Source organism: Sporolactobacillus shoreae, from assembly GCF_004684935.1.
Classification (GTDB): Bacteria; Bacillota; Bacilli; order Bacillales; family Sporolactobacillaceae; genus Sporolactobacillus; species Sporolactobacillus shoreae.
In genome coordinates this window covers 46484-59848 of sequence record NZ_SRJD01000008.1, presented here as the reverse complement: position 1 = coordinate 59848, position 13365 = coordinate 46484, and the positions used below count along the sequence as shown (strand labels likewise).

The following is a 13365-nucleotide window of genomic DNA, read 5'->3' as shown; positions in this document are numbered from 1 at the left end:
TTTTTGAACGAATAACAGAGTGGAGGCAAATGCACGTGAATATTCTTGTCACCGGCGGTCTTGGCCTTTTGGGGAGCAATCTTGTTCAGATGCTTCTGGAAAAAGGCGAAAAAGTGATTAGTTTTGACAGAAAGGGCAAAGAAAGTAAGAACGAAAAACTGATTTATGTGCAGGGTGACTTACTTGATCTCCCATCCCTTCTTCTGACAATCAGAAAGTATGAAATAGAACGTATCATTCATACGGCGGCGATTTCTCATCCGGTTGTGGCCATTGAAATCCCATACCAGACAGTACTGACCAATGCTCTTGGCACTATGAATGTTTTTGAAGCTGCCAGGCTATCGGGAATTAAGCGTGTAGTAAACCTCAGTTCCGAATATGCCTATGGGAGTAACGAAGAACTTGGGACAACAAATGAAGACATTCCGCTTCATCCGTCAGGGGTTTATGGGGCAACCAAGGTCTTTACTGAAAAATTGGCGGCAGCTTATCGTAACCATTACGGTGTTGAAATTCCATCCTTGCGTCCGGGATGGATCTATGGCCCAGGTCAGTTTATGCCGTGCTACGTGAGGGACTTATTGCGCAATGCTATTGACGGCAAACCTACCATCATGCCGGAAGGGAGCGACCACGAGTTTCAGTTTGTCCATGTAAAAGATGTAGCGCAGGCATGTTTCCTGGCTTGTACCGTTGACACACTTGAAACTTATGTTTACTCAATAACGGCTGGATATAAAACCAAATATAGTGATCTGATCGCTTATGTCAAAACACTTTATCCTGATACTTTGATACAGATCGGCAGGGGGTACTTTGCGAATATTGAGCGCTATGCGACGATCGACATTTCAAGGGCCAGAAATGAGCTGGGATACAAGCCACTCTATGAAGATCTCAAAGAAGGTGTCGGTTCCTATGCAAAATGGCTGGAGAAACATCCGTATTAATGACTATTGATTCCGGAGCGCGACTTGGGAGTCCGGAAAATTTAATCCATTTCTTACAGAGTACATGAAAGGGGAGGAACAATTACAATGAAATCTCCTACACGATCAAAACTTTTTAAAATCCGCGAGGACATCCCTAAGAAATGGTACTGGACCGGCACAATTGCCACATTTGTCGTTGTTCTGATCATCTGGGAACTGATGAGTATTTTTCAAGTGGTTCAGGATACTTTTCTGCCCAGTCCCGGATTTGTGTTCACTACATTTATTCAGTTGATTTCGACCGGTAGTTACTGGGGAGACATCGGCATCAGTATTTACCGGGTGTTCATGGGTTTTCTGCTGGCGGCGATCATCGGCGTACCGCTTGGGATACTTGCGGGCACATTTAAAATCTCCGACTCTATCATCATTCCGTTAAGCGAATTTATCCGTTACATGCCAGCACCGGCTTTCATTCCTCTGGTAATGGTTTGGGCGGGAATCGGCGAAACTGCAAAAATTCTGATTATTTTCATCGGCAGTTTCTTTCAGCTGATCATTATGGTTGCTGATGACACGCGGGCCGTCAATAAAGATCTGATCTATGCCGCCTACACTTTAGGCGCAAAACGATGGAATACACTGATAAAAGTTATTGTTCCGGCTCTGATGCCTAGACTGTTCGCCACATTGCGTCTGATTATGGGCTGGGCGTGGACCTATCTAGTTGTGGCCGAGCTGGTTGCCGCCGACAGCGGCCTTGGTTATTCGATCTTGAAAGCTCAGCGATTCATGAACACCAACATTATATTCGTCGGTATCCTGGTCATCGGGCTGCTGGGGCTAATCATTGACCGACTCTTTGTCGTTCTCGGGCGTGTCCTTTTTCCCTGGTCGGGAGGTGAGCGATAATGCCAATTGAAGCAGAAAGCCGTACCGAAGAAGGACGGGCAATTGATGTCAGTCATCTGACAAAAATTTATCATACGACGAAGAAAGAGATTAAAGCCATCGACGATGTCTCCATTCATGTTGATCCTCATGAGTTTGTCAGTATTGTCGGCCCCTCCGGCTGCGGGAAATCAACTTTGCTTAAAATACTAGCCGGATTGGACGAGCTGACTGAAGGGAAAGCGACGATCTTCGGAAAGGTGATCGAAGGTCCCGGAGCTGATCGAGGGATGGTTTTTCAGGGATACACGTTATTTCCATGGTTGACAGTCCGTAAGAATATCGAATTTGGTTTGCGGCTTAAAAAAATGTCAGCCAAACAAAAAAAGGAAACCTCCGATTATTTTCTGAAGATGGTTGATCTGGAAAGGTTCGCCAATGCCTATCCCAAGGAACTTTCCGGTGGTATGAAGCAGCGTGTGGCCATAGCCAGGGCGCTTGCGAATAATCCAAAGGTTCTGCTGATGGACGAACCATTCGGTGCGTTGGATGCCCAGACCCGGTCGGACATGCAGCAATTGCTGCTGGAAATTTGGAAGCGGGAGAAGACGACCATTGTCTTTATCACACACGATATTGAGGAAGCGATCTTTCTTTCACAGCGAATCTATGTGATGCATTCACATCCTGGAAGACTGGCGGAAGAGATGAACGCCGATCTGGGATTATTCGAGGGCAGTGAGCTGGTGAGGCCTAATGAGTTCCTTCAAATGAAGGATCACATAGTTTCTTTATTGAAAAAATAAACAATCAGGGGGGCATTTTAAAATGAAGCATTTAAAGCTTACAAAAGTGTTAAGCGTGTTAATGGCGTGTTTTATGGTTCTGGCATTGACGGCCTGCGGTTCTTCTTCGAGCAAAGGTTCAGGATCTCCTTCCTCTAGCGGGCCGATCAAACTTGCGTTCAGTCCGTTGCCGACATGGTATTTCTGGTATCTGGTACAGGATAAAGGCTTTTTCAAAAAACACCATGTCAATGTCAAACTAGTCTACTTCCCGACTTACAGTGATTCCATATCGGCACTGAATACAGGCAAGGTGGATGGGAACAGTGAAGCCCTTATTGATTGCATCTCACCGCTGTCCAAGGGTATTCCTATTAAATCCGTTTTTGCGACGGACTACTCAGCCGGCGGTGACGGAATTGTGGCTAAACCGGGGATCAAAACGGTTAAAGATCTGAAAGGTAAAAAAGTAGCCACCGAAGTCGGCACTATCGAGCATTTCTTCCTTCTTACCGTATTAAAAGATAATGGTATGACCGAAAAAGATATTAATTTAACAAACATGACAGTGCAGGATTCAGGAAACGCGTTTATCGCCAATAAGCTGGACGCTGCGGCACTTTGGGAACCATTCCTTTCCGAAGCGCAGACTAAGGGTAATGGAACAAAAATTGCATCGTCTAAAAGCTACCCAGGATTGATTCCAGACATGTTTGTTATGAATAGTAAGGTGATGCAGCAAAGACCAGAGGATGTAAAGAATATTGCTGCTGCATGGTTCGATGCGATGAACTATTATAAAGCGCACCCGGCTGAATCCATTAAAATTGTTGCCAAGGCTGCCGGTATTACCCCTGCCGAGCTGAAACAAGGCCTTGACGGATTCCACTTGCTTTCGCCTTCAGCTAACAAACAGTATTACAAAAAAGGAAACACATTCCAATCTTTCTATTATAGCGGCGAACAGAATGGCAAGTTTTTGAAGAGCCTGGGCTATATACAGAAGGTTCCAAGTTTCAATGATTTCCTGAACAGTCCTTATATCAAATAATTGAATAATAATGCAAATAACCTATGCCTGTTTCCTGAAGCTGAATATCAGCCTAGATTTGGGAAGACATGGGTTTTTGTTTTTCCCGTACTTTAAAAAATAACGGGGAGAGATGAAAATGGTTGAATTTATCGGGAGACCTGCCCTTCTGATCATTGATGCACAGAAGGAATTCCTGTCTTCAGTCACCGACTCGGTACACTCTGTTCAGATAATCGGTGAGGTGCTTCAGGCCGCAAGAAAGAATCAGATTCCAGTCATTTTTTCAAAAGAGATACATCGCCGGACAAAAGTGGATTTTGGCAGAGAATTGGATGGGGATGAATCCATTCACTGTCTCGAGAAGACAGAAGGCGTAGAGATCGTGGATCCCCTTCAGCCGATTGAAGGAGAGTATGTTATAACAAAGCGGCGGTACAGCTGCTTTGTTGGCACGGATCTACAGATTCTCCTGCAGGGACTGCATGTTCAGACACTTATCGTCTGCGGTTTTCTGACGGATGTGTGTGTCCATTATACTTGTGCTGACGCGCACCAGTACGATTATTTTGTCAGGGTAATCTATGACGGGGTCAGCGGATCCTCAGAAGAAGCGCACGCGGCAGCTCTGAAAGCAATCAAGTATCTGCAGCATGACTCCGAAACAGATTCAGAAGAGGTCATTGCGTTTTTAAATGATGCTCGAAACAGGGAGGTCGGATGAATTTGCTCATTTATTCAGATGAGAATATTAGTATTTTTCGCAGCAGTCTGCAGGAAACAGCCAGCACCGTCATAAAATCACAAGACTCGGTTATCGTTGTCGATCCGACCTGGCTTCCTTTAGAGATTGAAGAAATTAAGGAATATGTCGGTAGCCTTCTGGGCCGGAGAAAGCTTTATCTGTTGTTCACACATTCAGATTCTGACCATATAGTCGGCTACAAGGCTTTTCCCGAAGCTAAAGTGATTGCCAGCCGTGCTTTTGCGGTCAGCAGTGTTCAAAAGAAAAAACGGATTATGGAGCAAATCAGCACTTTCGACAGTGAGAATTATCTGACAAGACCCTACGAACCCTCTTTTCCGAAAGTCGATTATGCGATAGAAAACGAGGGGGATACATTGACTCTCGGGGATCTTCAATTAATTTTCTATAACGCCCCGGGCCATAACGACGATGGTATGTTCACCATCATAGAGCCGTTCGGCATCATGCTGTCAGGCGATTACTTCTGCAGCGTCGAATTTCCATATATTTATTACAGCGGAGAACTCTATGAAGAAACATTGGCGAAACTTGATCAGATTATGAATTTGTATGATCTACAGCTGCTGATCCCCGGACATGGAGATTTCACGAGGGACAAGTGGGAGATGAAAAAGAGAAAATCAGATTCTGTAAATTATATAAAATCCATGCGACAACTGATTAAGGAACATAATCCGGATGCTATTGACCGTCTGATTGACGGTTACAAGTTTCCTGATTTTATGAAAAAAATGAACAAAAATAATATGCTTTTACTCGAAAAAGAGATGGGACTATAGTGTACGTGAATTGTCCCGAATGAAAAAAAAGCAGGGCTGTTTATGGGTCAAACCATGAACAGCCCTGCCTGTTTCCATCTTATTTTTCCAGATCATACGTATACGCGGCGACTTCTTCAACTTCTTTGAACCCCTCATGTTTGTAGAGCGTTTTTGCCCGATCGTTTTCGCCGTTGACGCATAGGATGGTCCGGGTGTAGCCCTGCTGCTTCGCAAAATTGATTGATGCTCGGAGCATCATGCGGCCGAGTCCCCGTCCTTGATATTCGGGTATAATAGCCAGAGGGCCGATACACATAATCGGTGCGTTGTCATATTCGTCATCCAGGCCCTGAACAACACCGACGGGGCGCTCCCCGTGATAAAGGATCAAAGCACCGTTTTCAAGGTAATCGGAAGCAAGTGTCCGTTCATGGATAATTTCCTCGGTCATCGGCGTCTCGCTGCCGAGCAGTTTTGCAAAAGCTTCGTTGCGAACCGCACACCACACGGATTCGTCTTTTCCCGGAACCATAGGCCGAATCGTGTAACCTTCCGGAAGACTCAGAGGATATTCTGAAATATTTTCTTTGACCAGTAAAAAAGAGTAGCGCCAGAGCTTGAAATCCAGGCTTTTCACGATACCCAGCATCTCTTTATTGACAAGTTGGACAAACACAAATACATTCTCCATGCCTCGCGCATGCTTCGAAACAGCCTGCAGCAGGTTCCGGTAATCTGATACGTCCCCTGTTTCTGTGTGGAAAATTCTGAAACGGATTTTCTTCCCCGCCCGGTGATAGTCATCCATGATTAGAGAAGCCGCGCCTTTCATTTTTCCCACATCATCCGTCAGAATATAGGTCGGATTCTCATCGTCCGGCACAAATTTTTCAAGATCATCACCATACAGATAGGAGTCATCCACTTCGCTGCGATGCTTCGTACAATAGTTCACAAAATCGTTGATTCTATCTTTCTCCAATTTTACGATGTCCATCGATGCCGTCACCTGTTTCTATGCTCATTCAAGAGACTGTTAAATCGTTGATATAACCGCTTTTTCCGAATGGTCGGATGCTGAAAGAACATCTGTCTCAGACTCATCTTACATGATATTCGCCTGAAACGCCAGATGGCACAGCCTTGAATGTGTCGGCGCAATTTGTATAATGAAGGTGTTTCTTAATGCACCGAAAAAAAGGTAGAGAAGGTGATTTATATGGCAAGTTATGATGCAGTTCTTGACTTTTTTACAAAAGCGGATGAGCCGGCAAATGCGGGTAAAGTGGCTGAAACAACAGGTATTGACAAAAAGGAAGTCAATAAGGTTATGACGCAGCTGAAGAAGGAAGAAAAAATTGTTTCCCCAAAGCGCTGCTACTGGGAATTGAAAAAATAACAGCGGCAAAGGGTAAGAAAGTGCATAGGGACCGGATCAGAAAGCCTGCGGGTTTTCCGATCCGGTCCTTATTCTTCTAGATGTCCATGTCCGGACGCCAGACAAAGTGAGTGTTTTTGCCCGGCGTGCGTTTGGCTTTATACAGAGCTTTATCTGCGGCGGCAAAAAATTCATGTTTTCCGAAAAATACTTTTGAGTCAAATTCGCAGATGCCGGCACTTGCCGTCAGATGAATCGGGAGATCGAAGTATTTGCCCTGTTTCTCAAAGACACTTCTGATCTTCCGGGTCAGGAGCTCCGCTGAGGTTGCATTCTTATGGGTGAGGATCGCAAACTCTTCCCCACCGTAACGGAAGGCTGTTTCGTATTCATTCAGGCAGCTTTTCAGTGACGTGACAAAACAGAGGAGCACTCGATCGCCGATGATATGCCCGAATTGGTCGTTAATTTGTTTGAATCCGTCGATGTCCCAGATAATCAATGAAAAGCCAGTTTCTTTTTCTTTGTAAATTTTGATCAAGTCATCCAACTGGTCGTAAAAAGATGCATGGTTCAGAAGCTTTGTCAGGGAATCCTGTTTTACCTGTATGTTTGTCGCAATAATACGGTTGGCCAGATCAGACAGACAGGCAAGAACAATGCTCGCCAGAAAAAACAGAACCATAAGCACGATCATGATGACAACAATCTCCATGTAGCCCTGGTCTGCGAGCACTCTTCCTGAGCGGTGGGGCAGGATGATAAAGCAGAAAGAAAGGTAAGATGCCAGACTTGCGAGCGTTGAAAATATGAGAGGCTTCATATCAATATAAAACAGGGAGATCATGATCGGAATACAGAATACAAAGTAGATGGAACTGATCACATAGTGGACATAAACGACATTAAAGCAAACGGATAATGTGGCCGTAAGCAGGATAATGGCTTGCATATACAGAAGCTCGCGCCTGATAAAATATTCGATCAAGAGCGATGCGGCACTCATAATCAGAACATTAATGATGCTGGGGGTAATGATGTAATTCATAATATAGCTGCGGACGGGCGGCTCGGAGGCCGGGAAACCGATCGCAAAATACTTAATACAAAAAACAACAAGTTCGCCAAGAAAAATGGCGAGCAGACAAAACCACAGATAGAAATAGAGCGAACGGCTCCACTTGGATAAGTTCATGACATGTTCATATTTCAGATGAAGCACTGGCTGATCCCCCTGGAAATAGTTGAGCATTTGACGCATTTACCCATTCTCTGATAAATGATCATCTTTCTGTGAAACTACGAATTGGTTGACGGCGTTTTCCGGCATCGGTTGGCCAATCAGAAAGCCCTGAATGATATCGCATGAACGGCTCTTCAGATAATCCAGCTGCTCCTGATTCTCTACCCCTTCTGACACAACCAAAATTCCCAAATCATGCGTCAGTGCAATAATGGAACCGACAATTTTCTTTTCGACTGTACCAACATCCAGCCCCTTGATCAGCGACATATCGATTTTCAGTGTGTCAATCGGGAGAACTTTCAAATAATTAAGTGAAGAATAGCCCTTTCCGAAATCATCGAGAGAGATGTGCACCCCTGTTTCCTTCAGCGCTTTGATCGAAGCGACGGCCTGATCAATATTCTCGATTAATATGGACTCTGTTATTTCGAGCTCGATCAGGTCAGACCGAATCCCTTCATCGGCAAGAATATCTTTGACCTGCGAAGAGAAATTCACGTCACGCATTTGTACAGGTGAAACATTGACCGCGATATTAATCTCCTGATGAACCTTCTCTTTCACATCCCTGATCTTTCTGCAGGCTTCTTTCAGCACCCATTGGCCAATATCCGAGATCAGGCCAGTCCGCTCGGCGATGGGGATAAAAACCGAAGGGCTGATGATTTCGTGATCCGGACGCTCCCACCGGATCAGTGCTTCAAAACCGCTGATCCTGTTCCGGCTGATATCAAACTGGGGCTGATACTGAAGAAAAAATTCACCGCGCTCGAGAGCTGTTTTGAGTGCGGACTCAATTTTTGTCACATAGATTAGTTCTTCCTGCATCTGATCATCGAAAAACTGAATCTTGCTTTTCCCGATTTCTTTTACTTTGTATAAGGCTGTATCCGCGGCCTTAAGAAGCTCGGCGGCGTTGACGGCATGATGCGGGAAGATAGAGATGCCGAAACTGGCACTTGAGGTAATCTTGTATTTGTCAATCTGAAAGGGTTGTTCCAGAATATTCAGCAGATGATTGACTTTTTCAAGAAGGGATTCTTTACCGGAATAATCGGGGACAATCAAGGCGAACTCGTCTCCGCCCAGCCGGCCCAGAATATCTTTTTCGCCGATCACTGCGGTTGCCCGCTTGGCAGCTGTCTTGAGGAAACGGTCGCCGATATAGTGACCCATCGTGTCGTTAATTGCTTTAAACTTATCCAGATCAATGAAGATAACTGCGAAAGCAGAGGATGCCTTTCTGCATAGCCGGACGAGCGACTCCATGAACAATTTTCGGTTTGGGAGATCGGTGAGATTATCAAAATTTGCAAGATGGATCAGTTTTTTCTCATTTTCCTTGATTTGTATAAAAGATTTGGAAAGCTGGCTGTTTTTTGATTTCAGCGCTTCCTTTGACTGAAGCAGATCCTGATTCAATTGGGTGATTTCTTCATTCCGGGCATGTAACATGGTGACTTGGTGAAGATCTCTTTTCAGAAGATCCGCATAGATCTTCTGAACGATGATGCCGACAATGAAAACAACGCCTACCAGAATAAATCGAAGGACATTGATGGGAGTATCTGCAGATCCATTCAGGAAAAACTGCTGGACTGAAGAAAGGACGCAGAAACTGATTGCCGTGATACCTGTATAGATTAGAAGAATCCTATCCACTCGGGTGACAGCAATCAGTGTCATGATGAAAAGGAAAAACCAGCCGGGCATACTTCCGATTGTACTGAAGTCAGGGAAAATTCTCAGCAAAACAAACAGAGAGCCAAATGAGCAGAGGAGGTGGATACGCATCCGGTCGGTCAGGTTCAGTGCGATGGTCATTATTGAGGCAAAACCGAGCGCCGCCATGAGTAAGGTTGTGGTCCAGGTTAACAACCACGGCTCCCGCTCTGTCAGGCGAAAGTAAAAATTGGTCGCACTCCCGATCAGTTCAATCGGGAAGACACAGCAGGCGGTCAGAATCGTTTCATAATGAATGAGTTCATGAAGATCAATTGTGCTTCTGATTTTTTGAACTAAAGACCGGACCTCGCCCCAGGGATGAAAAATCTGATCTTTCATGCCGCTCACTTCCTCCCGAATGATGGCGAAATCAACTTTACTATTATTATCGTTTTACGTCTATCAATCTTCAACCCTTTTAACCTGAAAATAGGATGATATACCGCTTACAATTGACTTATTTTAAAAAAAGCCGGGTTTTATCCCGGCTTCGGATATCTGCTGATTTGCTTTTGCTGAAAAAATGCCCTTTACTCCTGACTGACCAGCTCTTTCCTGTTCTTTGCGTTTCGTCGTGCAACGATGGCGGATGCCACGAGTCCGGCAACAGAAAGAATCAACGCGATGATATTTGCGATCAGGCCATACACGGTAGTTTGAAAGTTCCTTGCACGCCTCATGTTTCCAAATTGCCTGAAACGCTGGCCACCGTTCTGAAAGTTGCCGCTGCCCCCATAGGGCGACTGGCTGTTATTGCTGCCGGAGCCGCTTCCCTGGAAACCGCCCTGGAACCCATTGGGCATATTCTGGGCAAATGACCTTTGGGCATTCTGTTGATCACTCCCCAGAACATACATATAAATTCCGGCCGCCGATTCAGCAAGCAAGCCTATTGCGATAATGATGCCTAACCAGAAATGGATTCGATTCATACGCTGCATTACTTTATTTCTCCTTTCAAATCCCTATTGGGTTCACTTGGTCTCATTGTAGCGGGCAATTCTTAAAGAATGATTAAAAAAGAGTGAAAAAAAAGCCCGGGCATAGGGAGCATGCTCGGACTCAGCATTATTAAGAATATTATTGGGCCTGCTTCTTGCTTCTGGAAAGTGCGGCGAAGCCGATACCGAACAGCAGCAGCAGACTCAGGATACCGATTGAGGACCGGCCGGTGACCGCCGCAAAAAAGGAGTAGAGGAAGGGCCCAATCACCGAAGCAAATTTTCCGAAAATATCAAAGAAGCCAAAACTCTCATTGGATCGCTCGGGCGGTATCATTTTACTGAAATACGAGCGGGAAAGTGCCTGGACGCCGCCCTGGGAAGTGCTCACAAGGATCGCAAGCATCCAGAAGAGGATTGTGGAAAAATTAATCGCGTCTGTAAAGCCTTTCGCCTGCTGTTCATCTTTCAGAAAAACGGTGACGGAGGACTTCAGCTTTTCCAGACGGGCCTTTTCAGTCGGATTTTTTCCAAGGGACAGGTCATCGATCATAGAGGCAAACGCTTCGGCGCGGTCCGGACGAGATAAAAGTGCCGAACCTTTTACTTTAATCGCGCTAAGCGTCGCCTGATCCAGTGGAACATCGGCCTGTGTGACAGCATTATTATAGGCATTCTCGTAAGCGCGCTGATGCGGTTCCAAGGAAAAACCCATGTAAAAGCCCAGAAGGCAGATGATCATATAGATCAGGACGCCGCCCTGAATCATTTTCAGCGTGCCGATTTTGCCTGACAGCCGGCCGAAGAGTATGGAAAAAGGAACGGCAAGAAGCTGAGTCAGCATCAGAGCGAGAATCATACCCGTGCTTCCCAGCCCGAGCGTACTCCCGTAAGAAGTGGACATCGTGATGACCGTCCCCACCCCGTCGATATAGAAAAAATAAGCGATCATGAAAAACAGAAGTTTTTTGTTATGGAAAATTTCCGATATGGTTTTTCTGAGATTGGTCAGCGAATGGCGGACCAGACGGGCCGGAGGGGTATCCACATAGTGAATCTGCTTCACATGGCGAAGGAGCGGCAGGCTGAATAAGGCCCACCAGACAGCGGTCATAACGACGGATATTTTGACCGCGAGCGCGCCGCCGATACCGAAATGTCCGCCGAACAGGATCAGGGCGATTGAAATAATAAAAGGAATCGTGCTGCCGCCTATGTACCCCATCGCATAGCCGTAGGAAGAAACTCTGTCCATCCGATCACGCGTCGTGACGTCGGTCAGGAAGCTGTCATAAAAAAGGATGGAGCCCTCAAAACCAATAAAAGAAAAAATGTAGCCGACCAGCATCAGCACCGGGTGATCGGTTATGGCCATAAGCAAAGTGAAGATAACGCCGACAGTCAGGAAAAAAGCCAGAAGGCGTTTCTTCATGCCTCTGAAATCACCGATTGCGCCGATAAAGGGGGAGAGTGCCGCGATCAGCAGTGAAGCCGCGGAAGTCGCGTAGCCCCACCAGACATCGCCGGCGATGCCGCTTGATTTTGCGACACCGGCAAAGTATATCGGGTAGACGGCCGACATGATGATCGTCGCGTAGACCGAGTTGGCCCAGTCGTACATAATCCAGCTTTTTTCCGTTTTTGTAAATCGGTTCACGGTTTCATCTCCCAGTCAGTCTGTCCTGTCCGTCCATTGCCCAAAGCGGGAGGTCGAGAATATTCGCCGCGAGCGGACAGATATCGGTCACACATCCGCCCTTTATCACTTTGTTTTTCGCGATTCCGCTTCCCGAGGCGAGATAAAAGGGCCAGTAATTCTTTCTCAGAAGGCCGTATCCGTGCTGCCCTTTTTCCTCCTCACCGAAACAGTAGCCCTCAGACGCTTCAATGCCGCAATAAAACTGAGCCGCCATGCCGCTGATTTGCATCTCCTCTTCGGTCAGCATGCGTTTCACGGGAAGTTCCTGTAATAAAGCAGATACGGCGCGAACCGCGTCCGCCTTCTTTTCAGAATTCACGATTTTTAGAAAAGAGGTGCCACCGGCGTTATGGAAGAATGCGTCGAAATCTTCGGGCTGCCGTGCCGCGCCGTGAATGAGCCCGTATTGCCTGAGCCAGTCATTGGGATCAAAGTTTGAATGAACCTTCAGGCAGCCGTGATCACTGAAAATAAGAAAAGAGACTTCCTCATCAGGCCAGGTGTTCTTGACCGCGTCAATCAGCAGACCGAGCCGGTCGTCATGACGGCGCAGCGCATCATGAACCTGGGGGCTGCCCGGTCCGAAACGGTGCTTGTGGTCATCGACATCGATCAAATGCAGCAGCAGCAAGTCCGGGTTGTTCCGGTGGATCGCCCCGCAGGCCGCCTGAGTTGTAAAATTGTCCAGGTACGGTTCCGATATATGGCGGAGGTACTTTCCGTAATGGAGTAGTGAAGAGAGAATAAAGCCAGGGGTGCCACCTTTAAATATTTTGACGGCACGCTCCAGAAAGCTGATTTTTCCTGGTACTTCAGGGAAATTCCAGCGGATATTCGCCCCGCAGGTGACTGGATAGAAGATGGAGCAAACCGAGAGCCCCGCCTCATCGGCTTTTTCATAGAGTGTGGGCACTTTAATATCCGCACTGTCCCAATGCCAGTCCGGGTTATCTTTTCCCGGCTGTGTCAGCAGATTTTCCGTAATCCCGTGACTGTTCGGATACCTTCCGGTGATGATCGAGCTGTGCACCACATATGTATTTGAAACCAATACGGATTCGACTTCCCTTGCCAGTGTGCCGCGCTCACACAGTGAAGAAAAGTGAGGCAGCTGCATCAGAAAATCAACATCCGAGTTATCGACCGCGTCAAGCGATACCATGAGCAGGTGTTTTTTATTGCCCAATCGGATACCCCTCCTTTTT

13 protein-coding genes are annotated in these 13365 nt (G+C 46.4%); 7 read left to right on the top strand and 6 right to left on the bottom strand.

The genetic code is table 11. The features are described from left to right. Positions 1 to 35: 35 nt before the first annotated feature. The 6 genes from E4665_RS08655 to E4665_RS08630 all read left to right on the top strand — a co-directional run bounded on the left by E4665_RS08655 (position 36) and on the right by E4665_RS08630 (position 5189). A complete protein-coding gene (locus tag E4665_RS08655; RefSeq protein WP_167815164.1) occupies positions 36 to 953 on the top strand; it encodes an NAD-dependent epimerase/dehydratase family protein in 918 nt (305 codons plus the stop codon). Positions 954 to 1040: 87 nt separating this feature from the next. After that, positions 1041 to 1847, top strand: coding sequence for an ABC transporter permease (locus E4665_RS08650; protein ID WP_135348394.1), 807 nt, complete (start codon positions 1041 to 1043; stop codon positions 1845 to 1847). Further along, on the top strand, positions 1847 to 2632 hold the full coding sequence (locus E4665_RS08645; RefSeq protein ID WP_135348393.1) for an ABC transporter ATP-binding protein: 786 nt from the start codon (positions 1847 to 1849) through the stop codon (positions 2630 to 2632). Before E4665_RS08650 ends, E4665_RS08645 begins: the two co-directional genes overlap by 1 nt. 22 nt (positions 2633 to 2654) lie before the next feature. Beyond that, positions 2655 to 3662 (top strand): ABC transporter substrate-binding protein, encoded by a 1008-nt coding sequence (locus E4665_RS08640; RefSeq protein WP_135348392.1) that lies wholly within the window; start codon positions 2655 to 2657, stop codon positions 3660 to 3662. A 118-nt stretch (positions 3663 to 3780) separates the two neighbouring features. Beyond that, positions 3781 to 4365, top strand: a complete 585-nt coding sequence (locus E4665_RS08635; protein ID WP_241654766.1) for a cysteine hydrolase family protein — start codon at positions 3781 to 3783, stop codon at positions 4363 to 4365. Further along, positions 4362 to 5189 carry an MBL fold metallo-hydrolase gene (locus tag E4665_RS08630; RefSeq protein ID WP_135348390.1) on the top strand — a complete coding sequence of 276 codons (828 nt, stop codon included), beginning with the start codon at positions 4362 to 4364 and terminating at the stop codon, positions 5187 to 5189. Before E4665_RS08635 ends, E4665_RS08630 begins: the two co-directional genes overlap by 4 nt. A 79-nt stretch (positions 5190 to 5268) precedes the next feature. On the opposite strand, the gene E4665_RS08625 is transcribed toward E4665_RS08630, so the two are convergent. Further along, positions 5269 to 6168, bottom strand: coding sequence for a GNAT family N-acetyltransferase (locus E4665_RS08625; protein ID WP_135348389.1), 900 nt, complete (start codon positions 6166 to 6168; stop codon positions 5269 to 5271). A gap of 222 nt (positions 6169 to 6390) precedes the next feature. Between E4665_RS08625 and E4665_RS08620 the strand changes: the two genes are divergently transcribed. Further along, positions 6391 to 6570: a MarR family transcriptional regulator gene (locus tag E4665_RS08620; protein WP_135348388.1), complete on the top strand. Its 180-nt coding sequence runs from the start codon at positions 6391 to 6393 to the stop codon at positions 6568 to 6570. A gap of 76 nt (positions 6571 to 6646) precedes the next feature. Here the strand turns inward: E4665_RS08620 and E4665_RS18130 are convergent, their stop codons facing one another. From E4665_RS18130 to E4665_RS08595, 5 genes are all read right to left on the bottom strand, one after another. Next, positions 6647 to 7771, bottom strand: coding sequence for a GGDEF domain-containing protein (locus E4665_RS18130; RefSeq protein ID WP_167815163.1), 1125 nt, complete (start codon positions 7769 to 7771; stop codon positions 6647 to 6649). Between the two features lie 39 nt (positions 7772 to 7810). Next, a complete protein-coding gene (locus E4665_RS08610; protein WP_135348387.1) occupies positions 7811 to 9859 on the bottom strand; it encodes a putative bifunctional diguanylate cyclase/phosphodiesterase in 2049 nt (682 codons plus the stop codon). Positions 9860 to 10050: 191 nt separating this feature from the next. Next, complete coding sequence (locus E4665_RS08605) at positions 10051 to 10461, bottom strand: hypothetical protein (RefSeq protein WP_135348386.1); 411 nt, start codon at positions 10459 to 10461, stop codon at positions 10051 to 10053. 139 nt (positions 10462 to 10600) lie between these two features. After that, positions 10601 to 12043, bottom strand: coding sequence for an MFS transporter (locus E4665_RS18495; protein WP_422067250.1), 1443 nt, complete (start codon positions 12041 to 12043; stop codon positions 10601 to 10603). 79 nt (positions 12044 to 12122) lie between these two features. After that, positions 12123 to 13346 (bottom strand): alkaline phosphatase family protein, encoded by a 1224-nt coding sequence (locus E4665_RS08595; protein WP_135348385.1) that lies wholly within the window; start codon positions 13344 to 13346, stop codon positions 12123 to 12125. Between the last annotated feature and the right edge of the window lie 19 nt (positions 13347 to 13365).

What these genes read in the sequence shown, in the direction of transcription:
- E4665_RS08650 (WP_135348394.1), top strand. Translation starts at nt 1,041, where the DNA reads ATGAAATCTCCTACACGATCAAAACTTTTTAAAATCCGCGAGGACATC.
- E4665_RS08645 (WP_135348393.1), top strand. Translation starts at nt 1,847, where the DNA reads ATGCCAATTGAAGCAGAAAGCCGTACCGAAGAAGGACGGGCAATTGAT.
- E4665_RS08640 (WP_135348392.1), top strand. Translation starts at nt 2,655, where the DNA reads ATGAAGCATTTAAAGCTTACAAAAGTGTTAAGCGTGTTAATGGCGTGT.
- E4665_RS08635 (WP_241654766.1), top strand. Translation starts at nt 3,781, where the DNA reads ATGGTTGAATTTATCGGGAGACCTGCCCTTCTGATCATTGATGCACAG.
- E4665_RS08630 (WP_135348390.1), top strand. Translation starts at nt 4,362, where the DNA reads ATGAATTTGCTCATTTATTCAGATGAGAATATTAGTATTTTTCGCAGC.
- E4665_RS08625 (WP_135348389.1), bottom strand. Translation starts at nt 6,168, where the DNA reads ATGGACATCGTAAAATTGGAGAAAGATAGAATCAACGATTTTGTGAAC.
- E4665_RS08620 (WP_135348388.1), top strand. Translation starts at nt 6,391, where the DNA reads ATGGCAAGTTATGATGCAGTTCTTGACTTTTTTACAAAAGCGGATGAG.
- E4665_RS08610 (WP_135348387.1), bottom strand. Translation starts at nt 9,859, where the DNA reads ATGAAAGATCAGATTTTTCATCCCTGGGGCGAGGTCCGGTCTTTAGTT.
- E4665_RS08605 (WP_135348386.1), bottom strand. Translation starts at nt 10,461, where the DNA reads ATGCAGCGTATGAATCGAATCCATTTCTGGTTAGGCATCATTATCGCA.
- E4665_RS18495 (WP_422067250.1), bottom strand. Translation starts at nt 12,043, where the DNA reads ATGTCGGCCGTCTACCCGATATACTTTGCCGGTGTCGCAAAATCAAGC.